The sequence below is a fragment of the Rhodococcus spelaei genome (assembly GCF_006704125.1).
GTDB lineage: Bacteria > Actinomycetota > Actinomycetes > Mycobacteriales > Mycobacteriaceae > Rhodococcus_G > Rhodococcus_G spelaei.
The window spans coordinates 246,675-272,926 of record NZ_VIGH01000009.1 but is presented as its reverse complement, the minus strand read 5'-3'; the positions used below and the strand labels follow the sequence as shown (position 1 = coordinate 272,926).

General features: G+C 69.0%; 29 protein-coding genes. 14 read left to right on the top strand and 15 right to left on the bottom strand.

Annotation, left to right across the window (positions count from 1 at the left end; genetic code table 11):
- Window positions 1–199 precede the first annotated feature (199 nt).
- Entirely contained in the window at window positions 200–1,462 is a 1,263-nt protein-coding gene (locus FK531_RS19750; RefSeq protein ID WP_435531076.1) for a CynX/NimT family MFS transporter, read from the bottom strand.
- A 92-nt stretch (window positions 1,463–1,554) separates the two neighbouring features.
- Between FK531_RS19750 and FK531_RS19745 the strand changes: the two genes are divergently transcribed.
- Together FK531_RS19745 and FK531_RS19740 are read left to right on the top strand one after the other, a co-directional pair.
- Window positions 1,555–2,244 carry a FadR/GntR family transcriptional regulator gene (locus tag FK531_RS19745; RefSeq protein ID WP_142102402.1) on the top strand — a complete coding sequence of 230 codons (690 nt, stop codon included), beginning with the start codon at window positions 1,555–1,557 and terminating at the stop codon, window positions 2,242–2,244.
- A gap of 3 nt (window positions 2,245–2,247) precedes the next feature.
- Window positions 2,248–3,270 carry a pirin family protein gene (locus FK531_RS19740; RefSeq protein ID WP_142102400.1) on the top strand — a complete coding sequence of 341 codons (1,023 nt, stop codon included), beginning with the start codon at window positions 2,248–2,250 and terminating at the stop codon, window positions 3,268–3,270.
- A gap of 4 nt (window positions 3,271–3,274) precedes the next feature.
- Here the strand turns inward: FK531_RS19740 and FK531_RS19735 are convergent, their stop codons facing one another.
- From FK531_RS19735 to FK531_RS19725, 3 genes are read right to left on the bottom strand one after another with little or no spacing between them, the layout of a single operon-like run.
- A complete protein-coding gene (locus FK531_RS19735; RefSeq protein WP_142102398.1) occupies window positions 3,275–4,123 on the bottom strand; it encodes a TIGR02569 family protein in 849 nt (282 codons plus the stop codon).
- Between the two features lie 52 nt (window positions 4,124–4,175).
- Window positions 4,176–5,372: an adenylyltransferase/sulfurtransferase MoeZ gene (moeZ, locus tag FK531_RS19730; protein ID WP_435531075.1), complete on the bottom strand. Its 1,197-nt coding sequence runs from the start codon at window positions 5,370–5,372 to the stop codon at window positions 4,176–4,178.
- Between the two features lie 29 nt (window positions 5,373–5,401).
- On the bottom strand, window positions 5,402–6,469 hold the full coding sequence (locus tag FK531_RS19725; protein ID WP_142102394.1) for a DUF3152 domain-containing protein: 1,068 nt from the start codon (window positions 6,467–6,469) through the stop codon (window positions 5,402–5,404).
- 277 nt (window positions 6,470–6,746) lie between these two features.
- Here FK531_RS19725 and fasR point away from each other — a divergent pair, with 277 nt between their 5' ends.
- The gene (fasR, locus tag FK531_RS19720; RefSeq protein ID WP_142102392.1) at window positions 6,747–7,406 is read left to right on the top strand and encodes an HTH-type transcriptional activator FasR; all 660 of its coding nucleotides are present in this window, start codon (window positions 6,747–6,749) and stop codon (window positions 7,404–7,406) included.
- Window positions 7,407–7,466: 60 nt separating this feature from the next.
- Here fasR and FK531_RS19715 read toward each other — a convergent pair whose 3' ends face one another.
- Window positions 7,467–7,694, bottom strand: coding sequence for a DUF3107 domain-containing protein (locus FK531_RS19715; protein WP_142102390.1), 228 nt, complete (start codon window positions 7,692–7,694; stop codon window positions 7,467–7,469).
- A 106-nt stretch (window positions 7,695–7,800) separates the two neighbouring features.
- Window positions 7,801–8,481, bottom strand: coding sequence for a ferritin-like fold-containing protein (locus tag FK531_RS19710; protein WP_142102388.1), 681 nt, complete (start codon window positions 8,479–8,481; stop codon window positions 7,801–7,803).
- A gap of 297 nt (window positions 8,482–8,778) precedes the next feature.
- On the opposite strand from FK531_RS19710, the gene FK531_RS19705 reads away from it, so the two are divergent.
- Together FK531_RS19705 and FK531_RS19700 are read left to right on the top strand one after the other, a co-directional pair.
- The gene (locus tag FK531_RS19705; RefSeq protein WP_142102386.1) at window positions 8,779–10,377 is read left to right on the top strand and encodes a DEAD/DEAH box helicase; all 1,599 of its coding nucleotides are present in this window, start codon (window positions 8,779–8,781) and stop codon (window positions 10,375–10,377) included.
- A gap of 8 nt (window positions 10,378–10,385) precedes the next feature.
- Window positions 10,386–11,618: an Rv3212 family protein gene (locus FK531_RS19700; RefSeq protein ID WP_142102384.1), complete on the top strand. Its 1,233-nt coding sequence runs from the start codon at window positions 10,386–10,388 to the stop codon at window positions 11,616–11,618.
- Between the two features lie 6 nt (window positions 11,619–11,624).
- Here the strand turns inward: FK531_RS19700 and FK531_RS19695 are convergent, their stop codons facing one another.
- Window positions 11,625–12,416: a ParA family protein gene (locus tag FK531_RS19695; protein WP_142102516.1), complete on the bottom strand. Its 792-nt coding sequence runs from the start codon at window positions 12,414–12,416 to the stop codon at window positions 11,625–11,627.
- A gap of 72 nt (window positions 12,417–12,488) precedes the next feature.
- Between FK531_RS19695 and FK531_RS19690 the strand changes: the two genes are divergently transcribed.
- Window positions 12,489–13,070 (top strand): acid phosphatase, encoded by a 582-nt coding sequence (locus FK531_RS19690; RefSeq protein WP_142102382.1) that lies wholly within the window; start codon window positions 12,489–12,491, stop codon window positions 13,068–13,070.
- 28 nt (window positions 13,071–13,098) lie between these two features.
- Entirely contained in the window at window positions 13,099–13,566 is a 468-nt protein-coding gene (locus FK531_RS19685; RefSeq protein ID WP_142102380.1) for a GNAT family N-acetyltransferase, read from the top strand.
- On the opposite strand, the gene FK531_RS19680 is transcribed toward FK531_RS19685, so the two are convergent.
- A complete protein-coding gene (locus FK531_RS19680) occupies window positions 13,563–13,979 on the bottom strand; it encodes a hypothetical protein (RefSeq protein ID WP_142102378.1) in 417 nt (138 codons plus the stop codon). The two genes, FK531_RS19685 and FK531_RS19680, sit on opposite strands and share 4 nt — an antisense overlap.
- 45 nt (window positions 13,980–14,024) lie before the next feature.
- Between FK531_RS19680 and FK531_RS19675 the strand changes: the two genes are divergently transcribed.
- Both FK531_RS19675 and FK531_RS19670 read left to right on the top strand, forming a co-directional pair.
- Window positions 14,025–14,981, top strand: a complete 957-nt coding sequence (locus tag FK531_RS19675) for a diacylglycerol/lipid kinase family protein (protein ID WP_142102376.1) — start codon at window positions 14,025–14,027, stop codon at window positions 14,979–14,981.
- A 259-nt stretch (window positions 14,982–15,240) separates the two neighbouring features.
- The gene (locus FK531_RS19670; RefSeq protein ID WP_007537924.1) at window positions 15,241–15,495 is read left to right on the top strand and encodes a WhiB family transcriptional regulator; all 255 of its coding nucleotides are present in this window, start codon (window positions 15,241–15,243) and stop codon (window positions 15,493–15,495) included.
- Window positions 15,496–15,551: 56 nt separating this feature from the next.
- Here the strand turns inward: FK531_RS19670 and FK531_RS19665 are convergent, their stop codons facing one another.
- Both FK531_RS19665 and FK531_RS19660 read right to left on the bottom strand, forming a co-directional pair.
- Window positions 15,552–17,057, bottom strand: a complete 1,506-nt coding sequence (locus tag FK531_RS19665; protein WP_142102375.1) for a sensor histidine kinase — start codon at window positions 17,055–17,057, stop codon at window positions 15,552–15,554.
- A gap of 18 nt (window positions 17,058–17,075) precedes the next feature.
- On the bottom strand, window positions 17,076–17,291 hold the full coding sequence (locus tag FK531_RS19660; protein ID WP_142102373.1) for a biotin/lipoyl-binding carrier protein: 216 nt from the start codon (window positions 17,289–17,291) through the stop codon (window positions 17,076–17,078).
- A 94-nt stretch (window positions 17,292–17,385) separates the two neighbouring features.
- Between FK531_RS19660 and FK531_RS23080 the strand changes: the two genes are divergently transcribed.
- Window positions 17,386–17,460 (top strand): 50S ribosomal protein bL37, encoded by a 75-nt coding sequence (locus FK531_RS23080; protein WP_115967926.1) that lies wholly within the window; start codon window positions 17,386–17,388, stop codon window positions 17,458–17,460.
- Window positions 17,461–17,532: 72 nt separating this feature from the next.
- On the opposite strand, the gene rsrA is transcribed toward FK531_RS23080, so the two are convergent.
- Both rsrA and FK531_RS19650 read right to left on the bottom strand, forming a co-directional pair.
- Window positions 17,533–17,811, bottom strand: a complete 279-nt coding sequence (gene rsrA, locus FK531_RS19655) for a mycothiol system anti-sigma-R factor (protein ID WP_142102371.1) — start codon at window positions 17,809–17,811, stop codon at window positions 17,533–17,535.
- Window positions 17,808–18,515 carry a sigma-70 family RNA polymerase sigma factor gene (locus tag FK531_RS19650; RefSeq protein ID WP_142102514.1) on the bottom strand — a complete coding sequence of 236 codons (708 nt, stop codon included), beginning with the start codon at window positions 18,513–18,515 and terminating at the stop codon, window positions 17,808–17,810. The genes rsrA and FK531_RS19650 overlap by 4 nt, the downstream gene beginning before the upstream one ends.
- 122 nt (window positions 18,516–18,637) lie before the next feature.
- Between FK531_RS19650 and ybaK the strand changes: the two genes are divergently transcribed.
- Window positions 18,638–19,132, top strand: a complete 495-nt coding sequence (gene ybaK, locus FK531_RS19645) for a Cys-tRNA(Pro) deacylase (RefSeq protein ID WP_142102369.1) — start codon at window positions 18,638–18,640, stop codon at window positions 19,130–19,132.
- 91 nt (window positions 19,133–19,223) lie between these two features.
- Entirely contained in the window at window positions 19,224–20,222 is a 999-nt protein-coding gene (locus FK531_RS19640) for an LLM class flavin-dependent oxidoreductase (RefSeq protein WP_142102366.1), read from the top strand.
- Here FK531_RS19640 and FK531_RS19635 read toward each other — a convergent pair.
- Window positions 20,209–20,988 (bottom strand): SOS response-associated peptidase, encoded by a 780-nt coding sequence (locus FK531_RS19635; protein ID WP_181763039.1) that lies wholly within the window; start codon window positions 20,986–20,988, stop codon window positions 20,209–20,211. The two genes, FK531_RS19640 and FK531_RS19635, sit on opposite strands and share 14 nt — an antisense overlap.
- A 6-nt stretch (window positions 20,989–20,994) precedes the next feature.
- Between FK531_RS19635 and aroA the strand changes: the two genes are divergently transcribed.
- Together aroA and rsgA are read left to right on the top strand one after the other, a co-directional pair.
- Complete coding sequence (gene aroA / locus FK531_RS19630; protein WP_435531079.1) at window positions 20,995–22,290, top strand: 3-phosphoshikimate 1-carboxyvinyltransferase; 1,296 nt, start codon at window positions 20,995–20,997, stop codon at window positions 22,288–22,290.
- Entirely contained in the window at window positions 22,251–23,303 is a 1,053-nt protein-coding gene (gene rsgA / locus FK531_RS19625; RefSeq protein WP_142102360.1) for a ribosome small subunit-dependent GTPase A, read from the top strand. Before aroA ends, rsgA begins: the two co-directional genes overlap by 40 nt.
- A 339-nt stretch (window positions 23,304–23,642) precedes the next feature.
- Here the strand turns inward: rsgA and FK531_RS19620 are convergent, their stop codons facing one another.
- The gene (locus FK531_RS19620) at window positions 23,643–24,884 is read right to left on the bottom strand and encodes a fatty acid desaturase family protein (RefSeq protein ID WP_142102358.1); all 1,242 of its coding nucleotides are present in this window, start codon (window positions 24,882–24,884) and stop codon (window positions 23,643–23,645) included.
- A 90-nt stretch (window positions 24,885–24,974) separates the two neighbouring features.
- Entirely contained in the window at window positions 24,975–26,216 is a 1,242-nt protein-coding gene (locus FK531_RS19615) for a fatty acid desaturase family protein (protein WP_142102356.1), read from the bottom strand.
- Window positions 26,217–26,252: the final 36 nt, after the last annotated feature.

The following is a 26,252-nucleotide window of genomic DNA, read 5'->3' as shown; positions in this document are numbered from 1 at the left end:
GAGGCGGTTGCCTCGGCTGCGCCGGCTACTGCCGTGGCGTCGTCCGAACGTGTGGTCACCGGGCCTCCTCGTTGTGTGGGAAACCCAAAACTACGAGTCGGATGTTGCCTGGGCGCTGCGGTCAGTGACCCTGCAGTGAACTTGCGCTCACCATCGCCGACCCGGGTCGGTGAGGGCGTTTGCCCAGGTAAACGCCGTGTTACCCGGTGTGACGCGCGCCCCAGGAATCCTCGAGGTAGCGGGGTTTGCAGGCCTGGTAGGCGCCGACGGTCATCACCGCCACGGCAACCAGCAGGAGCGCGAACGGCCAGGTCCACCCGTCAGTCGCGTCGTGCAGCACGCCGAAGAGCAGCGGTCCGATGCAGGCCACCGCGTAGCCGAGGCCCTGGGTGAAGCCGGACAGCGCCGCCGAGCCCGCGCCGGTCCTGGTGCGCAGGTTGATCAGGGTCAGGGACATCGGGAACGTGCTCGGGCCGAGCCCGATCGCGATGATCCAGGCGACCGGCGCGGCCATCGGGGCGAACAGCAGCCCGCCGAACCCGACCAGGTAGCAGACCACGCAGCCGAGCACCACCGGGAACGGGTTCGCGATCCGGGTGCACAGTGAGGGCGCGCCGATCGCGGCGATGAACCCGACGGCGGAGAACAGCGCGACCATCGTGCCACCGAACCCGGTGCTGGCCCCGGCCTCGGTGAGGATCTTGGGAATCCAGGTGAACATCGAATAGGTGATCAGCGACGTCATGCCGAACATGCCCGCCATGCCCCAGGCGACCGGCGACCGCCAGGCCTGCCCGACGGGCTCGCCCGATGCGGCGGTCTCCTCCGCGGTGACATCGGACCGGTCCCGACCGCGGCGACTGGCGATCACCCCGATCCACGGAAGTGCGGCAGCGACGGGCAACAACGCCCAGACCCCGAGCGAGGTCCGCCAGCCGAAGGCGTCGGCGAGCGGCACCGCGACCAGCGCCGGCAGCATGGTTCCGATCTGGACGCACGTGATGTACACGGTGCTCACCACGGCCAACCGGTCCGAGAAGTAGCGCTTGACCAGCGGCGGGATCACCACGTTGCCGATACCCATGCCGCCGAGCGCCAGCGCCGAGAACAGCAGCAGCCCGAGCGTGCCGGACATGGCCGAGCGGGTTGCGATGCCGATCGCGGTCATCACCATCGCCGCCAGCGCCACCCGCTCCAGCCCGAAACGCAGCGCGAATCGCGGGGTGAGGATGCCGAACACCGCGAACATCGCCGTCGGCAGCATGCCGAAGACCCCGGTCACGGTCGAGTTGAAGCCGATCTCCGCGCCGATCTCGTCGAGCAGCGGGGTGATGGAGGTGACCGCCGTCCGGAGCGTGAGCGCGGACAGCACGATGGCGACGAGGACGATCAGCCGACCCGCCGCGAGCGAGCGCCGCGACATCCCCTGGTCCTGCGGTCGGGCCGTCTGTACCGTCACCATTCACCTCGCGCACTCTCGAATTTCGCCCGACTCCGGACCGAGAAATCATAGGATGACTGGATGATCCGATGCAACCGACTATGATGCGGTTCGTGCAACCCGTACGCCGAACCAGTCTCATCGCCCAGGTCACGGACCAACTCCGCGCCGAGATCGCGGCCGGGAGGTGGCCCGTCGGCGAGCGGATCCCCACCGAACCCGAGCTCGCCGAGCTGACCGGAACCGGACGCAACACCGTCCGCGAGGCCGTGCAGGCACTGGTGCACGCCGGAATGCTCGAGCGCAGGCAGGGGTCGGGCACGTATGTGATCGCCACCAGTGACCTGTGCGGCACGCTGGCGAAGTACTTCGCCTCGGCTCACGCCCGGGACGTCCTCGAACTGCGCCAGACCCTCGACGTCACCGCCGCCGCCCTCGCCGCCCGTCGACGCGACTCCGCCGACATCGAGAACCTGCGCCGACTCCTCGAAACGCGGAACCTGTTGTGGCGCAACGCAGACGACGCCACCGAGAACGACACTGCGGCCGCGGTGGCGGCCGACGTGGCCCTGCACCGGGCGATCGTCGCCGCCAGCCACAACGAGGTCTACCTCGAGTTCTACGATTCCCTGCTGCCCGCAATCACGGCAACCATCACGGAACAGCCGGTCGACCCCCCGCACTCCTACGAGGCCGAGCACGCCGAACTCGTGCAGGCCGTGGTCGACGGCGACGGCGAGCGCGCCGCGACGGTCGCGCGCCTGTTCCTCACCGAACTCATCGAGAAGCGCGCCGAGGGCTGACCCGTGCCGACCTCCGATCCCGTCCTCCAGCAATTCCGCCTCGGTACGCCCTGGCAGGCCGTCGATCCCTTCCTGTTCGTCGCCTACCACCACGACCAGTACCCGGAGGCGACCGCCGACCTCGGGCCGAATGCCTCACTCGACGGACGGCCCCTCGGCCAGGACTTCGGCAATCCCGCGGGCTGGAACATGTACCACGGACACACCGTCCCGGGCTTCCCCCAGCATCCGCACCGCGGCTTCGAAACCGTCACCCACGTGCGACAGGGCAGCGTCGACCACGCCGACTCCATGGGCGCCACCGCCCGGTACGGCGACGGCGACACCCAGTGGTTGACCACCGGCCGCGGCGTCTCGCACTCGGAGATGTTCCCGCTCCTGAACCAGGACCGCCCCAATCCGCTCGAGCTGTTCCAGATCTGGTTGAACCTGCCGGCCGCGTCGAAGACCGCCGACCCGCACTTCTCCATGTTCTGGAACGAGCAGACCCCGCGTGTGACCCGCACCGACGAGGCAGGCCGGGCCACCGAGGTGACCGTGATCGCCGGACGTCTCGACGGCGTCGACCCGCTCGCTCCCCCACCCGAGTCGTGGGCCTCGGAGGCGAACTCAGACCTGGCGATCTGGCACCTCGACCTGGCACCCGGCGCGCGGATCGACCTCCCCGCCGCGTCCGGACCCGACACACACCGGGTGCTGTACGTGTACGAGGGTTCGTCGGTGCGGATCGGCGAGACCCGCGTCGACACCGGGTCGGGCGCGCTCGTCGACGCCACCGCACCGGTGACGCTGACCGCGGGCGACGTCGGCATCAAGATCCTGCTTCTGCAGGGGCGGCCGATCGGCGAACCCGTGGCGCAGCACGGACCCTTCGTCCTCAACGACCAGGCCGGGCTCGAGCAGGCCTTCGACGACTACCGCCGCACCCGGTTCGGGGGCTGGCCGTGGCCTTCGGACGGTCCGGTGCACGCGGCCGACGCCAGCCGGTTCGCCAAGCACCCGGACGGGCGGGTGGACGCGCCGTAGGCGCTCAGAGCATCAGCCGGATCAGGTCCGCTGTCCGCACCAGCCCGGGCAGCGCCTCTGCCGTCGACCGCGGATGCAGGGCATGCACCGCAAGGCGGAACATCAACGCGCGCAACAACATCTGCGGCCACTCGGGCAGGTCTTCCCAGCGCCCGATGAGCTCCTCGTCCGCGCCACCCCAGGACAACGCATCGACGACGGCGACGCCGGCCGCCCACCCCGCGGGCCGCCAGTACGGGGTGATGTCGGCGATGCCGGGCGCTTCGGACCCCGAGAACAGGACCGTCCCGAACAGGTCCCCGTGCACCAACTGGTCGGGGCTGTGCACCGGCTTGCGCAGCGTGGCCAACTGACCGATCAACTCGACGCTGGTGCGACCGTCGGCCGAGGTGGCCTCGAACTGTCCCTTGACGCCTCGCAGCGGTACCTGCTCCCACGCGGCCCGATCCGCCGCCACGAACACGTCGACGTCAGCCCACGGCGCGACCGGCGGCTGCACCAGGAACCGCGGGCGCTCGAGCGGCGCGGTCGCCGCATGCAGCCGCATCGAGAGTGAGACCACCTCGTCGTGCCGGGGCTCGGGCGAACCCTCGATGAACGTGTCTGCGCGCCAACCGGACACCACGTAGCGACCGTCCGTCGCGCGCACCGGCCGTGCCAACCGAACCCCGTCCGGGTTCAGCGTCTCGCGCACCTTCGCCGACCAGGCCGCGCGGGCGTGATCGGCGACCGGCGAGAGCACCACGTCGTCGCAGCGCCAGCCGCCTTCCCAGTCGGCGCCGAGCGGGATCGGCTCGACCTCACGAAGGCCGAAGGTGGACCGCACATGCGAGGGTGGTTCGACGGAGCTCACGTCCCCAACGCTACCGCCGTGACGCGGCGCGTCGAGCCTGACGCGCCGCCGCTCAGTAGACCGGCAGCGTCGTGTCGACCTGCTGGGCCCAGGCAGCGATTCCGCCCTGCAGGTGCGTCGCATCCGCGAATCCCGCCTGCTTCAGCGCGGCCAGGACCTCGGCCGACCGGATCCCGGTCTTGCAGTGCAACACGATCGGCTTGTCCTGTGGCAACTCCGACAGGGCCTCACCGGACAGGATGCGATCCTTGGGAATCAGGACCGCCCCCGGCAGGTGCACGATGTCCCACTCCACGGGTTCCCGGACGTCGATCAGCTCGATCTCCTTGCCCGCGTCCAGCATTGCCGCGAGCTCGGGCGCGGTGATCGTCGACCCGGCCGCCGCCGCGACGGCGTCGTCGGAGACCACGCCGCAGAACGCGTCGTAGTCGATCAGCTCGGTGACCGGTTCGCGTGCGGGATCGCGGCGCAGCCGAATGGTCCGGTAGCTCATCTGCAGCGCGTCGTAGATCATCAACCGGCCCAGGAGCGACTCACCGATACCGGTGATCAGCTTGATCGCCTCGGTCGCCATGATCGAGCCGACGGACGCACACAGCACGCCGAGCACCCCACCCTCCGCGCAGGACGGGACCATCCCCGGCGGTGGGGCCTCCGGGTAGAGGTCGCGATAGTTCAGACCGCGTCCGTCGGGAGCAGCCTCCCAGAACACCGACGCCTGACCCTCGAAGCGGTAGATCGAACCCCACACGTACGGCTTGCCCGCCAGCACGGCGGCGTCGTTGACGAGGTAGCGGGTCGCGAAGTTGTCGGTGCCGTCGAGGATCAGGTCGTACTGCGCGAAGAGGTCGACGGCGTTGCCCCGTTCGAGCCGGAACTCGTGCAGTCGCACGTCGACGTTGTCGTTGATCTCGATGATCGAGTCGCGCGCACTGTGCGCCTTGGGCCTGCCGACGTCCGACCGACCGTGGATCACCTGCCGCTGCAGATTCGACACCTCCACGTCGTCGAACTCGACGATGCCGAGCGTGCCGACCCCCGCGGCGGCGAGGTAGAGCAGCGCGGGCGAGCCCAGTCCGCCGGCCCCGATGACGAGCACCCGGGCGTTCTTGAGCCGCTTCTGCCCGACCATCCCGACGTCCGGAATGATCAGGTGCCTGCTGTACCGCGCCACCTCCGCCCGGCTCAGCTCGGCGGCGGGTTCCACCAGCGGCGGCAGGGAGGTGCTGGACGAGGGATTGGACGACACAGATCCCATTGTCCCCCGGCGCGGGCCGTCTACCCCCGCGGGTACGGCCAGGGATTGAACCGGCAGGTCTTGCCGTCCATCGGGACCACGCCCTCGGGGTCGAGCCTGGCGATGTCGTTGTTCGAGATGCCGAAGGACTGCTGCATCATCACCGGTGCCAGTCCGCCGTCCACCTCGCACGGCTGGTGCTGCTGGTAGCCGATGGCGTGCCCGACCTCGTGGTTTATCTGGTACTGCCGATAGGACCCGATGTCGCCCTGGAAGGCGATCGCCCCGCGCACCCAGCGCGCCTCGTTGAGCACGACCCGGTCGATGCCGGGGTTGTAGCACGAACTGTCGACCGGGATGTCGTACCCGCAGGCCTGCCGGGTGGTCATCTGCGACGTCAGCGAGATACGGAAGCTCGGTTCGCCCTTGTCGATCCGTTCGAAGGCGAATCGGTGGTCGTTGGTCCAACTCTTCGGGTTGGCCAGCGTCTGGTCGACCATCCGCCCGAAGGACTCGTCGCCGCCGAAGCCCGCCGTGTCGACCCCGTCCTCGACCTCGACGGTGTAGGTGAACACCTGCTCCTTGCCCTCACCGGTCTTCGGGGTGGCGCCGCCGATCACTCGCCAGGTCCCGGCGCCGGTCGCGGTGAACGCACCACCGTCGGGGAGCGCGGCGGACGGGACCGACGCGGCGAAGGCACCGTCACCCTTCGGCGGCGCACCGACCACGCCGGTGCCGTCGGTGCCGGTGCTGCGGGTGCCGAAACCCGGGTCGGCCGTCGCGCCCTGATCCGAGGTGCCGCCGCCACCGCGTACGGCGTCCACGACGACCAGTACGGTGACGACCAGCAGGATCGGGATCGCGTAGGCGCGCCAGCCGTACATGGCGACGAACCTGCCCAGCTTGCTCTGCTTGCGCGCGGTGCGTTCCGGACGGGGAGTTCGGGGCCGGCCGGATTCCCCACCGATCGGGTCCCACTGTGCGCGCAACGGCTGGTGCGATCCGACCCGCCGCTCGCGCTCGTCCGAAAAGGTGTCGTCGGAGTGGGCGCGGTCGCCGGGAACCCTGGGGTTCTCGCCGCGCAGACGCGGTCCACCTCGATCCGTCACCAAGCCAGAATCTCACAGTCCCGAGCCACCTACGTTCGGCGCGCCGATCGCGAGTGGCGCCGACGGTGATGCCACTCACTGTCGAGCCGCTCAGCGAGACTGCTCACCGACACGGGTTGCCGTACCTGGAATACTGGTCCGCACAGCACTCGCCATTACGCGGAACAGCCCGGGAACAGTCCGGTATCGTTCGACTACTTTGTGCACCCAGTGCAGTGAGCACCCTCACCCACGTCGCACGAGGCCCGCGATGGTGGTTACGCAGATTGGGAGCACGATGACAGAACTCGCTGACCGGACCTCGTCCGATCGTTCCGCAACACCGGCAGGGCGACCGACCAAGCGCAGCACCCGCCTGCCCCGGGACGAACGTCGACTGCAACTGCTGCAGGCCGCCAGCGAGGTCTTCGTCAGCCGCGGCTACCACTCGGCAGGCATGGACGAGATCGCCGAGTGCGCGGGCGTCAGCAAGCCCGTCCTCTACCAGCACTTCCCCGGCAAGCTCGACCTCTACCTCGCGGTCCTGCAGAGCTACGTGGACAGCCTGATCTCCGGAGTGCGGCAGGCGCTGCGCTCGACCACCGACAACCGACAGCGTGTGCGCGCCGCGGTGCAGGCGTTCTTCGACTTCGTCGACAACGAGAGCCAGGGCTACCGGTTGGTCTTCGAATCCGACCTGATGGGCGATCCGCAGGTTCTCGCCCGCGTCGACCGGGCCACCGAGGCCTGCGTGGACGCCGTCTTCGACCTCGTCGCCCACGACTCCGGACTCGACCCGTACCGGGCCCGCATCCTCGCGGTCGGACTGGTCGGCACCAGCCAGTTCACCGCCCGATACTGGCTGCAGGCGAACCGGCCGATTCCCAAGGAGGAGGCTGTCGACACCACCGTCGTGCTCGCCTGGGGTGGTCTGTCGCACGTACCGCTGCAGTCCTGAACGACAACGACGATGGGGCGCGGATCGAGATCCGCGCCCCATCGTCGTGTCTGCGACCTGTCAGCTTGCGAAGCCGACCTTGCGACTGTCCGAGGGCCCGATCTCGACGTAGGCCACCTTGCCGGCCTGGATCAGGAACTTGCGGCCCTTGTCGTCGGTGAGGGCGAGGACTCCGGCCGAGTCGCCGCTGAACGCGGCGGCGACGAGCGCCTCGACCTCCTCCGGGGTCTGCGCGCTGTTCACGATCAGCTCGCGCGGGCTGTCAGAAACGCCGATCTTGACCTCCACGGCCAACCTCCGAAATCTCGTGCCGTCAACTACCTGGCCTCAGGCTAGTGCAGCCGAGTGAGCCTCTGCCGCACTCGACGGTGTGCTGATAGCGAACACCTCGCACTCACACGAGGCCGAGGACCGCCATCCGCTCCGCGTGCCGCTCCTGCATGCGGTCGAAGAGCGCCGCGATGCTGTTGAGGTCGCCGGTCGCGGTGATCACCAGTTCCGTCAGCGCCTCCCGCTGCGCCATCACGAACTGCGCCTGGGTGATCGCCTCGCCGAGCAGTCGGCGGCCCCACAGCATCAGTCGATCCTTGTCCCGCTTGCTCGCCGCCACGGCCGCACTGACCTCGTGGACCACGAACTCCGAGTGGCCGGTCTCGGCGAGCACCTCGCGCACCACCGCCGCGACCGACGGATCGAGGGCGTCGGCGATCTCCAGGTAGAAGTCGGCGGCGATGCCGTCGCCGACGTGCGCCTTGACCAGCGACTCGAGCCAGGTCGAGGGCCGAGTGGAGGCGTGGTAATCGTCGAGTGGCTTCACGAACGGGGCCATCGCGGCGTAGATCTCCTGGCCGCGGGCGGTGAGCGCCGCGTGGAGGGTCTCGAAGTGGTTCATCTCCGCGGCAGCCATGCTGGCCAGCGCGACCTTGCCCGGCAGTGTGGGGGCCATCTGCGCATCCTCGGCGAGGCGATAGAACGCCGAGATCTCGCCGTAGGCCAGAACGGCGAACAACTCGCCCACACCGGGGTGGTCGGCGGCGATTGCTGGGGTCAGGGAATCCGCGGAATTGGCTGCCATGCGGCTAGCCTAGACCGCGCGGTCGCCACGCCTCCGACGTGACATTTCCCATGGCCTTACCTGCGAACACGGCCGCGCAAGTTACCATTGACGCGGGGAGCCGCCCGTTGCCCGAGCATATGGGCACGCGATTGTGGCGCGGCACCCCGCAGATAATGTGCGCGCACCTGATTCGAGGTCCCTTCCCGCGCCGCGTCGAGATCATCGCGATCTCCACGCCGGGCAGCAGGAAGCGCGACTCACGGACGAGGGCACCGACATCGGCCGACTCCCGGCCTGGCCCCAGCTCGTGCGCGCGTGCCAACGAGGAAGGCCAGAGCACTGAGCAAGATCACGATCGACCATGAAGACGATGCGAGCGAAACGACATTGTCCGCCCAGCTCGACGAGACCCACACCGCCCCCACGTTCGCCGAACTCGGTGTCCGCGACGAGATCGTCCGGGCCCTCGCTGAGATCGGTATCGACCGCACCTTCGCCATCCAGGAACTGACCCTGCCGCTGGCCCTCGCCGGCGACGACCTGATCGGCCAGGCCCGCACCGGCATGGGCAAGACGTTCGGTTTCGGTGTCCCGCTGCTGCACCGCATCGCCACTGCCGACTCCGGCACGACCGTGCTCGACGGCACCCCGCGCGCGCTGATCATCGTGCCGACCCGCGAACTCTGCATCCAGGTCACCGAGGACCTGGTCAACGCGGGCAAGTACCTCGAGGCCGGCGACCGCAAGCTCGAGGTGCTCTCCATCTACGGCGGCCGCCCCTACGAGACCCAGATCGCGGCCCTCCAGAAGGGCGTCGACGTCGTCGTCGGCACCCCGGGCCGCCTCCTCGACCTCGCCAAGCAGGGCCACCTGATCCTCGGCAAGGTCGGCGTCCTGGTCCTCGACGAGGCCGACGAGATGCTCGACCTCGGCTTCCTGCCCGACATCGAGCGCATCCTCGGGATGGTTCCCGACAAGCGGCAGACGATGCTGTTCTCGGCCACCATGCCCGGTCCGATCATCACCCTCGCCCGCACGTTCCTCACCCAGCCGACGCACATCCGGGCCGAGCAGGCGGACGACTCCGCCGTGCACGACCGGACCACCCAGCACATCTACCGCGCGCACGCGCTCGACAAGGCGGAGATGGTCGCCCGGGTGCTGCAGGCCGAGGGCCGCGGCGCGACGATGATCTTCACCCGCACCAAGCGGACCGCGCAGAAGGTCGCGGACGAGCTGAACGAACGCGGCTTCACGGTCGGCGCCGTGCACGGCGACCTCGGTCAGATCGCCCGCGAGAAGGCGCTCAAGGCGTTCCGCACCGGCAAGGTCGACGTCCTGGTCGCGACCGACGTCGCCGCCCGCGGCATCGACATCGACGACGTCACGCACGTCATCAACTACCAGTGCCCCGAGGACGAGAAGACCTACGTGCACCGCATCGGTCGCACCGGTCGCGCCGGCCGCACCGGCATCGCGATCACCCTCGTCGACTGGGACGACATCCCGCGCTGGCAGCTCATCGACAAGGCCCTCGGCCTCGGTATCCCCGATCCGGTGGAGACCTACTCGAGCTCGGACCACCTCTACGCCGAGCTGAGCATTCCGACCGACGCCAAGGGCACCATCCGCCGACCGAAGGCCGAACGGCCCCAGGAGGATTCGTCCACCGAGCGGGCAACCGAGACCGGCGACGCCGAGAAGGCGGATCGTCCGCGCCGCACGCGCACCCGCAAGCGCACCCGCGGCGGTCACGCCGGTGAGGCCCCCGCGGCCTCGACGGCGGGCGCCGACGCATCGGCGGCGGAGACCACCGCACCGTCCGCGGACGCCGCACCCGCACGCCGTCGCCGTCGCCGTCGCAAGCCCGCCGCCGCGGGCGCCTCGGCCGCCGTCGCCACCCCCGCGGAGTAACCGGCCGCATGGTCGCACCCGAGCGGCGCACGCGCGTCGACGTCGTCGCCGCCTGCGCCATCGCGGTGGTCGTGCTCGTCGCCGCCGGCGTGATCTGGCTGCGCAGTGACGCCAGGGGCACCGTCTCGGTCACCGCGGAGCACCCGGCCGCGCCCGCCGAGACGGCGCTGTCCGTCCCGGAGACCCTCACCGAAGCGTGGCGCGCCTCGAGTCGGGAGACCGCGTTCCCGCTGGTCGCGGGGGGTGCCGTCGTCACCGCGGACGACGGCACCGTGCTCGGGCGCGACCCTGCCACCGGTACCGAACTGTGGCGCTACCAGCGCGACATGCCGCTGTGCGGCGCGGTCGACGCCTGGCACACCGTCGTGGCGGTCTATCGTGACCGGCTCGGCTGCGGCCAGGTCACGCAACTCGACGGCTCGACCGGTGCGCGGCAGGCCCAGCGCAACAGCGACGCCGACGAGTCGGTGACGCTGTCCGAGGACGGTACCTACCTGACCTCCCGCGGATCGTCCCGACTCGAGGTGTGGCGCTCGGACCTGGTGCGCACCCTCGAGTTCGGCCGCGTCGACGCGCCGGTGAACCCGGGCGCCCAACCCCGCTCCGGCTGCACGCTGCTCTCGTCCGCGTCCAGCAGCAGCCGGCTCGCGGTGCTCGAGCGCTGCCCCGGCGAGTCCGCGGATCGGATCAGCATCCTCAATCCGGCCCCCAAGGACAATTCGAAGCCCGAGGAGTACGGCTCGACCCTGCTCGACGACGCCGGAAAGGACGTCACCGGCGCGGCGGTGCTCGCCGTGTCCGGCGACCGCACCGCGGTGTACGCACCGCCGGGCGTGGGCGGTGGCGCCCGGATCGCCGTCTACGACGGCTCCGGTTCGCTGGTCAACCAGTTCCCGGTCAGCGGCGACGTCTCCCCCACCGCCCGGGTGGTGCGGTCCGGTCCGATCTTCGCATGGTGGACCGGATCTCGCGTGATCAGCCTCCGCGCAACCGATTTCACGCCGGGCTGGACTGTCGACGGCGCCCTCGGTCCCGGCACCGCGATGGCCGGCCAGTTCCTGGTGCCGGTGGACGGTGCGGTCGCGGTGGTCGACCCGACCACCGGAGCCGAGGTGCGGCGCGTCCCGGTGGACCGGGCCGGACCTACGCCCGCCACCCTCGGCGGCGCGCCGATCACCAGCGCCGCACTCGGTGGGGTGCTGCTCGAACAGCGCGGCGACGACCTGGTCGCGCTGCGCTAGTTGCGTTCAGCTCGTACTGAACGTCTTCAGTTCGGCATCCGAATCCCAGTGCGCCACCAGGTTTTCCGCGAGTTCGCGGTAGGCCTGCCCACCCTTGCTGCGCCGGCCGGCGAGCACCGTCGACCCCGAGGCACTGGCCTCCGCGAAGCGCACCGTGCGCGGGATCGCGGGCGCGAGCACCGGCAGGTCGTAGCGGTCTGCGACGTCGGCGAGCACGTCCCGGCTGTGCGTGGTGCGTGCGTCGTAGAGCGTCGGCAGCGCGCCGAGCAGGCGCAGGTCCGGGTTGGTGATGTCCCGGACCTCGGAGACGGTCCGCAGCAGCTGCCCGACGCCGCGGTGCGCGAGCGTCTCGCACTGCAGCGGCACCAGCACTGCGTCCGCGGCGGTGAGTCCGTTGAGGGTGAGCACTCCGAGCGAGGGCGGGCAGTCGATCAGCACGACGTCGAAGTCGTTGTCGAGAGTGGCCAGCGCGCGTTTGAGGCTGAACTCGCGGCCGGGCCTCATCAACAGCACCGCCTCGGCGCCCGCGAGATCGATGGTCGCCGGGACCAGCGAGATGCCCTCGTCCGTCTCGAGGATCACCTCGCGCATCGGAACCTGGCCGGTCAGCACCTCGTGCACCGAGGATTCCAACCGGTCCGGATTGTGGCCCAGTGAGAACGTCAGGCAGCCCTGCGGATCCAGGTCCACCACCAGCACCTTGCGCCCCAGTCCGGAGAGCGCGGCCGCGAGCGAGGCCACCGTCGTGGTCTTGGCGACCCCACCCTTTTGATTCGCCACAGCGAGAACAGTTGTCACGGCAGTGATCTTTGCGTACTTCGGCCGCCATGGCGAGTACTGGCCGCCCCCGGGTGCTGCCATGATGGAACGGTGACCACCGCTGATGCCCGAATCGTGCTGCTTCGGCACGGCGAGACCGAATGGGCGCGTACCGGCAGGCACACCAGCCACACCGACGTACCACTGACCGCGAACGGCGAGCAGCAGGCCCGGGCGGCCGGTGCGCAGGTCGCCTCTCTGGCCCTGCGCGATCCCGTGGTGCTGACCAGCCCTCGCCTGCGTGGGACCCGCACGGCCGAACTGGCGGGACTGACCGCCGTGCGGTGGGACGCGCTGGCGGAGTGGGACTACGGCGACTACGAGGGGCTGACGACCCCCGAGATCCGCGAGCGCGTCCCCGGGTGGACTGTGTTCACCCACCCGTGTCCCGGCGGGGAGAGCGCGGAGTCCGTGCAGGCCCGGGCCGACATGGTGCTCGCGATCGCCGAATCGCGTCTGGACGAGCGGGACGTCGTCCTGGTCGGGCACGGGCACTTCTCGCGTGCGCTGCTCGCCCGCTGGGCCGGCCTGCCCGTGCACGAGGGCAGGCGGTTCGCCGTCTCCCCCGGCAGCGTGTCCGTGCTCGGCTTCGAGCACGGCACCCACCAGATCGTCACGCTGAACGTCCAGTAGTGAAGTCGCCCAACGAAAGAAGGAACCCATGATCCGACGGGTCACCCCCGACGACGTCGCCGCCGTCACCGGCCTCGTGTACGAACTCGCCGAGTACGAGAAGGCCCGCCACGAGTGCACGGTCACCGTGACGCAGATGGCGACCGCGCTGTTCGGCGATCACCCGTCGGTGTTCGGCCACGTCGCCGAGCAGGACGGCGAGGTAGTCGGGACAGCGCTGTGGTTTCTCAATTTCTCGACCTGGGACGGGGTCCACGGGATCTACCTCGAGGACCTGTACGTCAAGCCGGAGTTCCGCGGCGGTGGCCACGGCAAGGCGCTGCTGACCGCGCTGGCACGCGAGTGCACCTCCAAGGGGTACTCCCGACTGAGCTGGTCGGTACTGGACTGGAACGCCCCGTCGATCGCGTTCTACGAGTCGCTCGACGCGAACGCGCAGGACGAGTGGACCACCTACCGACTGTCCGGCGACGCACTGGCCCGGCTCGGCGCCTAGTCCTCGACCTCGCCGTACTCCTGGGCCATCCATCGCGACGTCGGGGCACTGAAGAGCAGCACCAGTGCCGGCACCACGACGACGCCGAACGCGATCCCGAGTGCGGGTTGGTGCGAATCGGTCAACAACGACCACACGAACGGGAGCAGCAGCAACTGCGCGACCACTGCGATCGCCCGTCCCCACCTCTTGCCCACGAACAGCGCGACGCCGGCAGCGAGCACCGCGCCACCGAGAATCACCAGCCAGCCCGCCGTGCCGTAGCCACTGGCCGCACTCTGGTCGTGGCCGAGGAGGCCGCGGATCACCAGGACCACCGCGACGACGAGGGCGACGGCGCCCTCGAGGGCGACCAACGCACCCGCCGCTCGGACTGTGGTGGGCGGGGTGGACGGTGCGGAGGGCTCGGACACTGCGCCAGCCTATAGAACGCCGCGACCCGGCTAGGCTGATGCCCCGTGCGCGCGCTGCTGATCGTCAACCCCAATGCCACCTCCACGACCCCGGCGGCCCGCGACCTGCTCGCGCACGCACTGTCGAGCCAGGTGCAGGTCCGGGTGGTGCAGACCACGCACCGCGGCCACGCCGCCGAAGTGGCCCGCCGGGCCGCACTGGAGGGCGTCGGGCTGATCATCGTGCACGGCGGCGACGGCACGGTGAACGAGATCGTCAACGGCCTGCTCGGCGCCCCCGAACCCGGGTCGATGCGCGGGGTCACCATCGGGCCGATCCCGCCCGTCGCGGTCGTGCCCGGCGGCTCGGCGAACGTGTTCGCCCGCTCGCTCGGCATCAACCCGGACCCGGTGGTCGCGACCAACCAACTGATCGAACTGCTGACCCTGCGCGAGCGCCGCCGCGTCGGACTCGGGCACTGCGACGGCCGCTGGTTCACTTTCAACGCGGGGCTGGGACTGGACGCGCAGGTGTGCGAGGCCATCGACGCGAGCCGCAGCAACGGCCATGCGGCGACGCCCGCCCGGTACGTCCGCACCGCGATCCGAACCTTCTTCCGCAACAAGTCCCTCGAGCCTGCGCTCACCATCGAGGTTCCCGGTCACGATCCGGTCGAGGGCGTGCACTATGCCTTCGTGTCCAACTCGAGTCCGTGGACGTATCTGGACGAGCGGCCGGTCCGGGTCAATCCGGAGACCACGTTCGACAGCGGACTCGGGGTGTTCGCGATGAGGACGATGGCAGTCACGCCGAGTCTGCGGGTAGTCCGCCAACTGCTCACCCCTGGCTCACAACCCAAGTCGCGCAAGCTTTTTCGCATGGACGACGTGCCACGGGTACGAATCCGGTCCCGGGTGCCGATCGGCCTGCAGATGGACGGCGACTACATCGGCATGCGCAGCGAGGTGGAGTTCGTGTCGGTGCCCGACGCACTGACCGTGATCGCCCCGAGCAGAGCATGACCGCTCCGCACCCCACGGAGAAAGTTCGGAAAAAGTCTACGCTCATACTGCAAAACCACCCGAGTCGGGGTACAAAGTAATGCAGACCACATCGGGGTGACCGTCAAAGTGAGTTACCCCACGGACGGGCCAATTTCTATTGACTTCCTGCGCGTTCGTGAAAGCATTCACAAGCAACAGCGCGGAAACAATCAACTGAACGCGCATGAATGACGCGATACGAAACGGTGCGACTCGCACCCGGTAAAGGAGCAGAAGGATGGACTGGCGCCACAAGGCAATCTGTCGGGACGAAGACCCGGAGTTGTTCTTCCCCGTGGGCAACAGCGGTCCGGCCATTGCGCAGATCGCGGACGCCAAGCTGGTCTGCAACCGCTGCCCCGTCACCGCCGACTGCCTGTCCTGGGCACTCGAGTCCGGACAGGACGCAGGCGTGTGGGGCGGCATGAGCGAGGACGAGCGTCGCGCGCTCAAGCGCCGCAACGCGCGCACTCGCGCCCGCAGCGCGGTCTAGTCACCGCCCAGCATACGAATGGGCCCGGCACCTTTTGGTGCCGGGCCTTTGTCGTCTCAGGGGCGTCGGCGACCCAACGGCACCCGCAGCGCCGCGTCGGTGCCACCGTCCGGGCCCGGATGCAGGCCCAGCGAGCCACCCAACTCCGCGGAGACCAGCGTCCGCACGATCTGCAGACCCAGTCGATCCGAGCGCTCGAGGCTGAATCCGGGGGGCAGTCCGTTCCCGTCGTCGTGGATCACCACGTCGAGCCACCGGGCCGAGCGCCGTGCCTGCAGTGTCACCGTGCCGGGGGCACCCGGCTCGAAACCGTGCTCGATGGCGTTCTGCACCAGCTCCGTCAGCACCATCACCAACGGAGTCGCCCGTTCGGCGGGAAACACCCCGAGGCTGCCCTCGCGCCGGATCTGGACGCTGCTGTTGACCACCGCGACGTCGGCCATGATCGGCACCAACCGGTCGACCACCTCGTCGAGGTTGACCTCCTCGTCCACGGACATCGACAGGATGTCGTGCACCAATGCGATCGAGGTGACTCGCCGCACCGACTCGCTCAGCGCCTGCCGCGCCTCGTCGTTGCCCGTTCGCCGCGCCTGCAGGCGCAGCAGCGCGGCCACCGTCTGCAGGTTGTTCTTCACCCGGTGGTGGATCTCCCGGATCGTCGCGTCCTTGCTCAGCAGCGCTCGGTCCCGCCGCTTGACCTCGGTGACGTCGCGGATCAGCACCACCGCACCGGAGGGCTGGCCCCCCGGCCGCAACACCAGCGTGCGCAAGAGCACGATCGCCCCGCGTGCCTCGACCTCCACCCGCTTGCCCGCCTTGCCCGCGAGCGCTGTCCGGATGTCGTTCGCGACGTCCTGCGCGTCGAACGGATCGGTGACCAGCGTCCGGGTCACCGAGGAGAGATCGCGCCCCTTGAGCGTGGTGGTGGTCAGCCCCATCCGGTGATACGCCGACAGCGCATTCGGGCTGGCGTAGACGACGGTGCCGTCCGAGTCGAGCCGGATGAAGCCGTCGCCCGCCCGGGGGCTGGAGAGGATCTCGCTGTGCTCCTCCGGCGTCGGGAAGGTCCCTTCGCTGATCATCTGGCACAACTCGCCCGCGCAGTCGAGGTAGGCAACTTCGAGGGGACTCGACTGCCGCTTCTGAGTCGGGTTGGTGTCCCGGCTGAGCACCGCGATCACCTCGCCGGCGCACCGGACCGGGATCGCCTCACGTCGGACCGGTGTGCCGTCACCGGGTGGTCCGTCCGGCACCCGCACGATCCGCCATTCGGCCATGGCCTGCCGCACGTGCGGATGCTCGACGTCCGAGGCCACCCAGCCGACGGCGTCCTCGGCGAAGGCGGTCGGCGCGGTGGTCGGTCTGCACTGGGCGACGCACACCAGGTCGCCGGGGCCGCCGATGTCGAGCCGGCCGACGTCCGCGCTCACCCACAGCAGCACGTCCGCGAAGGACAGGTCCGCGAGCAACTGCCACTCCCCGACCACCCGCTGCAGATGGTCGACGGCGTCACCGGGCAGGTCGGTGTACTCGGCCAGCAGATCGCTCAGGGTGGACATGAGTTCAGTGCCTGCGGGTCAGGAGATGACGGCGATCAGGTCACCCTGCTGGATGACGTCACCGACCGTGACGCCGACCGAGGTCACCGTGCCGGGCACCTCGGCCAGGACCGGAATCTCCATCTTCATCGACTCCAGGATGACCAGGGTGTCACCCTCCTTGACCTCGTCACCTTCGGCGACAATCACCTGGAAGACGGTGGAAACCATCTCGGCACGCACGTCTTCTGCCATCGAGCACCTCGCTTGTGTTGACCTGCCAATGGAAGTACAGCCAACCACACATGGAAGAATGTCCCCGAGCGAGATCTGAGGGAAGGAGACAACCATGGGTAAGCGTGGTCGCAAGAAGCGCAGCCGCAAGGGCAACAAGGCCAACCACGGCAAGCGTCCCAACAGCTGACGCGCCGTAAATAGCAACACACGAGGGCCGGGACACCACAGGGTGTCCCGGCCCTCGTCGTACGTGGGTCTTCTACTCCGACTCGATCCTCGTGATGATCGTGGTGCTGCGCAGCTGGATCTTGAGCCGCTCGCGCAGTCCGTCCGGCGCGTGCTCGCCGCCGCACTTTCGACTGACCAGCGACTTGACCTTCTCCTCGATGCCGTAGGCCTCGAAGCAGGAACCGCAGTCCTCGATGTGCCGCTTGAGCCGCGCCCGGGTCGCGTCGTCGCACTCGTTGTCGAGCATCAACCAGACGTCCGCGATCACCGCGGAGCAGTCCAACTGCTCGAACTCGTTCTGCTCGCTCACCGGGAGGCCTCCTGCTGCGCAGCGGTGGGCGCCGCGGCGGCGCTCCGGTTGAATCCCCGTTCCCGGGCCACGTCGGCCAGCAGGCCCCGTAGCTGCTTGCGGCCGCGGTGCAGCCGCGACATCACGGTGCCGATCGGGGTACCCATGATCTCGGCGATCTCCTTGTACGGGAAGCCCTCGACGTCCGCGTAGTACACCGCCATCCGGAACTCCTCGGGCAGCTCCTGCAACGCGGCCTTGATGTCGTCGTCGGGCAGCGCGTCGAGGGCCTCGACCTCGGCCGACCGCAGACCCTGCGAGGTGTGCTCGGCCGTCGCAGCGAGCTGCCAGTCGGTGATCTCGTCGGTCGGGTACTGCGCGGGCTGACGCTGCTTCTTGCGGTACGAGTTGATGTACGTGTTGGTCAGGATCCGGTACAGCCAGGCCTTGAGGTTCGTGCCCTCCTTGAAGGACCGGAACGCCGAGTAGGCCTTGATGTAGGTCTCCTGGACCAAGTCCTCCGCATCCGCGGGATTGCGGGTCATCCGCAGAGCTGCGCCGTACAGCTGGTCGAGCATCGGCAGCGCATCGCGCTCGAAGCGCGCGGTCAGCTCGGCCGCCGACTCCGCTGGCTGCTGGTCTTCTGGCTCACGCCGGTCGTTAGGCACGCTGATCCCTTCAGTCGCCGTAGGGATCAAGGCTACCGCCACCCGTTCGACGGGGATGCGGTCAGCGGGGCGCTCGAGGCACTGCACCGACACCTACGACTCCTTTCGGGGATGGACCAACGTGCTCGGTGCAACGCCACTTCGCCGCCCGGTGTTCCCTCGAATCTAGAGTCTGTGCCATGGCAGGCTCCGCAACCCCGGCAACGCAGGCACTCGTCAAGGGCAGGATCGCGCACCGCGTGCACAGCTACGAGCACGACCCCTCGAGCGCCTCCTACGGCACCGAGGCGGTGGACGCGCTGGCCGCCGGCCTCGGGCTCGATCCCGCGCAGATCCTCAAGACGCTGGTCATCAAGACCGCCGACGGCAAGCTGGCGGTCGCGGTGCTGCCGGTCCCGGAGAAGCTCTCCCTCAAGGCGGCCGCGGCGGCCCTCGGTGCGGGCAAGGCGGTGATGGCCGATCAGGCCGAGGCCCAGCGATCAACCGGCTACGTCCTCGGCGGTATCTCTCCGCTCGGTCAGCGCAAGAAGCTGCCGACAGTGATCGACTCCTCGGCCGCGAACTGGGACCGGGTGCTGTGCAGTGCGGGCCGCCGCGGCCTGGAGATCGACCTGGCCCCGGCCGACCTGGTCCGGTTGACCGCGGCGGTGCTCGCGCCGATCACCGCCGGCTGAGCACGGAGATCCGTGCGCAGGGAATTACTTTCCGACTGCCGACTGTTGCACGTCACAACAACTTGTCTCGACGAACGAAAGCCGGTGCACCGTGACGGTCCCCCTCTCCATCCTCGATTTGGCCCAGATCGGCGAAGGCGAGACCGCCCGCGACAGTTTCCGCGCGAGCGTGACCATGGCACAGGCCGCGGAACGGCAGGGCTACCGACGGATCTGGTACGCAGAGCACCACAACATGCCGTCGATCGCATCATCCGCGACGAGTGTGCTGATCGCCCACGTCGCCGCGAACACCGAGTCCATCCGACTCGGCTCCGGCGGCGTGATGCTGCCTAACCACTCCCCGCTCACCATCGCCGAACAGTTCGGCACCCTCGCGGAGTTGCATCCCGGCCGGATCGACCTCGGGCTCGGTCGCGCGCCCGGCAGCGACCAGCAGACGATGCGCGCACTGCGCCGCGACCCCAGTTCGGCGGAGTCCTTCCCGCAGGACGTTCTCGAACTACAGGGCTACCTCACCGGCCCGTCCCGCATCCCCGGTATCGAGGCGACCCCGGGCAAGGGCACCGACGTCCCGCTGTACATCCTCGGTTCCTCGCTGTTCGGGGCGAAACTCGCCGCGATGCTGGGACTGCCGTACGCGTTCGCCTCGCACTTCGCACCGAACGCCCTGCACGACGCGATCGCGATCTACCGCCGCGAGTTCCGGCCGTCCGCACAGCTGTCCGAGCCGTACGTGATCGCGGCCGCCAACGTGATCGCCGCCGACACCGAGGACGAGGCGCAGCGGCTGTTCACCGAGACCAAACGCAAGAGAGTCGCGCTGTTCGTCGGCCGCGGCCGGACGTTCACGTCGGAGGAAACCGACATGGTGCTCGAGTCCCCCGCCGGCCGGCAGGTGCTGCAGATGATGAAGTACTCCGCCGTCGGCACCCCGGACCAGGTGCGCGACTATCTCGACGCGTTCGCCGAACGTACCGGTGTGGACGAGCTGATCGTGGCCTCGTCGGCGACCGAACGCGCGGCGTGGCTGAGGTCGCTCGAACTCGTCGCCGACGCCTACGACCTCGCGAACGTCACAGCAGGCTGATCTGCTCCCCGACGGCCGATCCCACCGGGCCTGCCGGGGCGATCAGGTCCGGGCCGTCGTTGCGGACGCTGTTCACCCGGTCCGACACCCGCCGGATCTCGATCCCGGCGGCCACCTCGGCGGCGACCTCCGCCAGCAGGTCGGCCGGGGCGTCCGCGTCCGGGTCGAGCCAGCGGTCCCAGTGCCTGGGCGTCAGGATCAGCGGCATCCGGTCGTGGATCGACTGCAGCTCGCCGACCGAGTCCGTGGTGAGGATCGTGACGCTGAGCAGTGGAGTGCCCTCCGACTCCCTGTCCCGCCACACCGACCACAACCCCGCCATGTACAGCCGGGAGCCGTCGGCCGGGGTCATGAAGTACGGGACCTTCGCCGCCTTCCCTGCCCCGGCCGGCTCGGTCACCCACTCGTACCAGCCGTCCATCGGTACCAGCGCGCGCTTGGTCCTCAGCGCGGTCCGGAACGCGGGCTTGGTCGCGGCGGTGTCGGCGCGGGCGTTGAACAGGGGCGCCCCCTTCGCGGGCAGGCCGGGTGTGCCCGCCTTGGTCCACGGCGGTACCAGTCCCCAGCGCATCTGCCGGATCCGGCGTGCGGGCGCGTCGTCGGGGTGTTCGCGCGAATGCCTGCTCACCACGGCCAGCACCGGGTCGGTGGGCGCGACGTTGTAGTTCTCGGTCGGCTCGCGCGAACCGGAGCCCGTCTCGTCGATCGCGTCCAGTTCCACCGCCAACAGGGCCGGGTCCACCGTGGTCGCATATCTGCCGCACATGGGACCATTGTGCGCGTGAGTCTGTGGAGAGCGCCCCTCGCCGAATCGCCCGTGCACGCGACCGTGACCCTGCCGGGCTCGAAGTCGATCACCAACCGGGCCCTGATCCTCGCCGCCATCGCCGCGGGACCCTCCACGGTGACCGGGGCGCTGCGCAGCCGCGACACCGACCTCATGATCGATGCACTGCGAGCACTCGGCGTCGGGATCGACGAGGTCGACGGCTCGCCGACCACACTGCGGGTGACCCCGGGACCGCTCGGCGCGGCGACCGTGGACTGCGGACTCGCGGGCACCGTGATGCGCTTCCTGCCGCCGGTCGCCGCGCTCGCCGACGGACTGGTGTCGTTCGACGGCGACGAACAGGCCCGCACGCGGCCCCTCGGGACCATCTTGGAGGCGCTGCGCGGGCTCGGTGTGTCGATCGACGGCGACGGACTCCCGTTCGCCGTGACCGGCCACGGAGCGGTCGCGGGCGGGGAGGTGACCATCGACGCCTCCGGTTCGTCCCAGTTCGTCTCCGGCCTGCTGCTCTCGGCCGCCAGGTTCGAGCGCGGCGTCACCGTGCACCACGACGGCACGTCGGTGCCGTCGATGCCGCACATCGACATGACGGTGGAGATGCTGCGCGCGGCGGGCGTGCGCGTGCAGACGCCCGCCGACGGGGAGGCGAACACCTGGCGGGTGTGGGCCGGACCGGTGACCGCGGTGGACTGGGTGGTCGAGCCCGACCTGTCGAACGCAACGCCCTTCCTCTCCGCCGCCGCCGTCACCGCGGGCACGGTGAGTGTGCCGCTGTGGCCGTCGAGCACGACGCAGCCGGGCGATGCCATCCGGGGAATCCTGACCGAGATGGGATGTACTGTCTCCCTTCATGATTCACTCCTCACGGTCACGGGGCCGACGACATTGCGGGGCATCGACGTGGACCTGCACGACGTCGGCGAGCTGACCCCGACCGTCGCCGCCCTCGCCGCCCTCGCCGACTCCCCGTCGACCCTGCGCGGAATCGCGCATCTGCGAGGCCACGAAACAGACCGGCTGGCAGCACTTTCCGCGGAGATCAACGGACTGGGCGGCGCCGTCACCGAGACCGAGGACGGCCTGCGGATCGAACCGCGACGGTTGCATGCCGGCACCTGGCGTTCCTACGCGGACCACCGGATGGCCACCGCGGGCGCGATCCTCGGTCTGGTCGTGCCGGGCGTCGACATCGACGACGTCGGGACCACCGCCAAGACGCTGCCCGGTTTCGAAAAGCTGTGGGAGACAATGCTCGGCCCGATCGGGGCGCCCTCCTGACCGCCCGCCGGTACGACGAGTCCGACGTCCGGGTGCGCCCGGGCAAGGGCTCGCGTCCGCGCACCAAGACCCGACCGGAGCACAAGACCGCCGAGTCCGCGATGGTGGTCTCGGTGGACCGCGGCCGATGGGGGTGCGTGCTGGGCGGCGACCCGGACCGCCCGGTGGTGGCCATGCGGGCCCGCGAACTGGGCCGCACCCCGATCGTCGTCGGCGACCGGGTCGGCGTGGTGGGCGACGTCTCCGGCCGCACCGACACCCTGGCCCGGATCGTGCGGGTCGAGGACCGCAGCACGGTGCTGCGCCGCACCGCCGACGACACCGACCCGTACGAGCGGATCGTGGTCGCCAACGCCTCGCAGCTGCTGATCGTCGTCGCCCTCGCCGACCCGCCGCCGCGCACCGGCTTCGTCGAGCGGGCGCTGGTCGCCGCCTACGTCGGCGGGCTGAAGCCGATCCTCTGCCTGACCAAGGGCGACCTCGCCGACCACCAGGAGTTCGCCGCCGCGTTCGCCGACCTGGACGTGCCGGTGGTGCTCGCCGGCCAGGACGACCCCCTCGACGCCGTGCAGTCCATCCTGGCCGGCACCGTCACCGCGCTGATCGGCCACTCCGGTGTCGGGAAGTCGACGCTGGTCAATCGCCTTGTGCCCGACGCGTTTCGGGCCACCGGCGTGGTGTCGGGGGTGGGCAAGGGCAGGCACACGTCCACCCAGTCGGTCGCGCTGCCGCTGCCGGCACTGCCCGGCCAGTCCGCGGACCTGCCGCGCGGCTGGGTGGTCGACACGCCCGGCATCAGGTCGTTCGGTCTCGCACACATCTCGCCGGACGACGTGATGGGTGCGTTCACCGATCTCGCGGCGGCCATCGAGGACTGCCCGCGCGGCTGCACCCATCTCGGCCCACCCGCGGACCCGGAATGTGCCCTCGACCGGCTCGAAGGCGAGGCGGCGCGACGGGTCGCGGCCATCCGGTTGCTACTTGTCGCACTGGGTTCGAACGAATCCTGGTAGGTACCTGGCAGTCAGGTCACGATTCGGACTATTGCCGAATTCGCGCGACACCGGTTCGCAACCCGTGTTTACACTGTACGAGCTCGATCTGATTCGAATCAGCTCACAGGTCAAGACATCTCGAGATTCACACGACATCTCACCGTCAAGACACAAGGAGTTCAGATGAGTGTAGAAACAATCATCGGCGCTGGATCGTCCGTCCTCGGCGACATCATGAGCATCTTCAAGACGATCATCGGCACCGGCTCGTCCATCATCGGGTCCACCGACAAGTGACGCGACGGTGAGTGCCCCACCCGTCGGGGGTGGGGCACTCACCTGAGCGGCTGAATCTGGTCAGCGGGCGAACAGTCCGCGCAGGCCACGACGCTTCTTCGCCTCACGGATCGCGGTCCGCAGGCCACGACTGCGGCCGGTCACGGGATCCACCGTGAGCACCGCGGCGCTGCCCCCCCACTTACGCTCCGACGCAGTCTCGGGTGCGTCGTCGGCGGTGTCGCGCAGGTACTTGTTCGGCAGCGACAACTTCGCGATGGTGCGCCAGGACTTGCCGTACTGCACCAGCAGCGGACCGGTGGTGTACGGCAGGTCGTACTTGTCACACAGGGCCCGCACCTTCACCGCGATCTCGGCGTAGCGGTTCGACGGCAGGTCGGGAAAGATGTGGTGCTCGATCTGGTAGCTCAGGTTGCCGGTCATGAAGTCCATGACGCGGCCACCGCTGATGTTCGCGCTTCCCAGCATCTGCCGCAGATACCACTGCTCGTGCGTCTCGGTGTCGATGTCCGCCTTCGTGAACTTCTCCGCGCCGTCCGGGAAGTGCCCGCAGAAGATGACCGCGTTGGTCCACACGTTGCGAATGATGTTCGCGGTGAAGTTCGCGGTCAGCGTGCTCTTCCAGGCCTTGCCGGTCAGCGCCGGGAACACCACGTAGTCCTTGAGGGCCTGCTTGCCGATCTTCTCCAGCACCTCGGCGCGCTTGACCTTGAACTCCGCCATGTCGACGCGGCCCTTGGCGACCTTGCCGAGCTCGAGGTGCTGCGCGGCGATGCCCCACTCGAAGAACAGCGCGAGCAGCACGTTCAACGGCACGTTCGCCATGTTGAACGGCTTCCAACGCTGGTCGCGCGTCACGCGCAGCAGGCCGTATCCCACGTCGTCGTCCATGCCGAGGACGTTGGTGTACTTGTGGTGGATGTAGTTGTGGGTCTGCTTCCAGTGCGCGGACGGGCCGTTGACGTCCCACTCCCAGGTGCTCGAGTGCACCTCGGGGTCGTTCATCCAATCCCACTGGCCGTGCATGACGTTGTGGCCGAGTTCCATGTTCTCGACGATCTTCGCGGTGCCGAGCAGGCCGGCGCCGAGCAGCCACAGGGGGCGCTTGCGGCTACCGAAGAGTGCGGCCCGGCCTGCGACCTCGAGTGAGCGCTGCAGCCGAATGGTGTTGCGCAGGTACTTCGCGTCGCGTTCGCCGCGCGAGTCCTCGACATCCCGGCGGATCGCGTCGAGCTCTCGGCCGAGGGCCTCGATGTCCGCCTCGGTGAGGTGGGCGTACTCCTTGATGTCGGCGATTGCCATGACTCTCCCGGACCTAGACGTTCCCTTACGGGACCTACCGTACCGTAGGTTACGCACCCGTAGGTTACGTTCGAAGCAATGTGAGGCAGCTCACACCATGAGGCGGCGGCCGCGCTTCCGCATCTGGCGCAGCGCCGATCGGAGGCCGATCCGGCGCCCGGTGGACGGATCCACCCGAAGCGGGTTCACCGGAGAGTCACCGATGAGGAACTTACGCTCCGACGAGGTTTCCGGGGCGTCATCGGAGGTCGCCTTCAGAAATCGGTCCGGCAGCGACAGCTTGTGGATCGTCCGCAGCGCCAACAGGTACTGCTTGCCCAGCGATCCCGTCGTGTAGGGCAGGTCGTACTTGTCGCACAGCGCACGGACCCGGACCGAGACCTCCCGCAGCCGGTTGCTCGGCAGGTCCGGGAACAGGTGGTGCTCGATCTGGTAGCTGAGGTTGCCACTCATGAACCCCATCACCCGGCCCGACTTGAAGTTGGCCGAGCCCAGCATCTGCCGCAGGTACCACTCGGGCTTGGTCTCGTGCCGGTACTGCTCGACGGTGAACTTCTCCGCGCCGTCCGGGAAGTGCCCACAGAAGATCACCGTGTAGGCCCACAGGTTGCGGGCCAGGTTCGCGGTCGCGTTCGCGGTCAGGGTGCTGCGCCACGCGGGCCCGGTCAGCACCGGGAACAGGACGTAGTCCTTGATCACCTGCCGCGCGATCTTGCGCTTGAAGTCCCGGTTGACCTCCGCCAGTTGGTCGGCGCCGCGCTCGCGTGCGGCGTCCTGGGTGATCTTCCAGTCGTGCAGGGCGATGCCCCACTCGAACCCGGCGGCCAGCACGAGGTTGGCCGCGGGCTGGAGCAGGTTGACCGGCCGCCACGGCACGTCCCGCGTCATCCTGATGATGCCGAACTGAACGTCCTCGTCCATCCCGACGATGTTCGTGTAGGTGTGGTGCGAGTAGTTGTGGGCCCGCTTCCACTGCGCGGACGGGCCTGTCATGTCCCACTCCCACGTGGTGGAGTGGATCTCCGGATCGTTCATCCAGTCCCACTGGCCGTGCACGACGTTGTGGCCGAGTTCCATGTTCTCGATGCACTTGGACAGGGCGAGCATGGTCGTGCCGGCAAGCCAGGCGGGACGGTACTTGCTGCCGAACAGCGTGACCCTGCCGCCGAACTCGAGTGCGCGCTGGAACCGGATGACCCCGCGGATGTACCGCGCGTCACGCGCACCGCGGGATTCCTCGACATCGCGCCGAATCTCGTCGAGTTCGCGGCCGAGCATGTCGATGTCCGACTCGGTGAGATGAGAAAACTCTTTGATGTCCGTAATGGCCATCAGGGGCGGCCCTCCGTCAGGGGCTAGATCAGATCA

Excerpts from the sequence above, each read along its gene's own strand:
- FK531_RS19750 (WP_435531076.1), bottom strand. The coding sequence starts at position 1,462 with ATGGTGACGGTACAGACGGCCCGACCGCAGGACCAGGGGATGTCGCGG.
- fasR (WP_142102392.1), top strand. The coding sequence starts at position 6,747 with ATGACAGAACTCGCTGACCGGACCTCGTCCGATCGTTCCGCAACACCG.
- FK531_RS19710 (WP_142102388.1), bottom strand. The coding sequence starts at position 8,481 with ATGGCAGCCAATTCCGCGGATTCCCTGACCCCAGCAATCGCCGCCGAC.
- FK531_RS19700 (WP_142102384.1), top strand. The coding sequence starts at position 10,386 with ATGGTCGCACCCGAGCGGCGCACGCGCGTCGACGTCGTCGCCGCCTGC.
- FK531_RS19685 (WP_142102380.1), top strand. The coding sequence starts at position 13,099 with ATGATCCGACGGGTCACCCCCGACGACGTCGCCGCCGTCACCGGCCTC.
- FK531_RS19670 (WP_007537924.1), top strand. The coding sequence starts at position 15,241 with ATGGACTGGCGCCACAAGGCAATCTGTCGGGACGAAGACCCGGAGTTG.
- FK531_RS19665 (WP_142102375.1), bottom strand. The coding sequence starts at position 17,057 with ATGTCCACCCTGAGCGATCTGCTGGCCGAGTACACCGACCTGCCCGGT.
- FK531_RS19660 (WP_142102373.1), bottom strand. The coding sequence starts at position 17,291 with ATGGCAGAAGACGTGCGTGCCGAGATGGTTTCCACCGTCTTCCAGGTG.
- ybaK (WP_142102369.1), top strand. The coding sequence starts at position 18,638 with ATGGCAGGCTCCGCAACCCCGGCAACGCAGGCACTCGTCAAGGGCAGG.
- FK531_RS19635 (WP_181763039.1), bottom strand. The coding sequence starts at position 20,988 with ATGTGCGGCAGATATGCGACCACGGTGGACCCGGCCCTGTTGGCGGTG.
- FK531_RS19620 (WP_142102358.1), bottom strand. The coding sequence starts at position 24,884 with ATGGCAATCGCCGACATCAAGGAGTACGCCCACCTCACCGAGGCGGAC.
- FK531_RS19615 (WP_142102356.1), bottom strand. The coding sequence starts at position 26,216 with ATGGCCATTACGGACATCAAAGAGTTTTCTCATCTCACCGAGTCGGAC.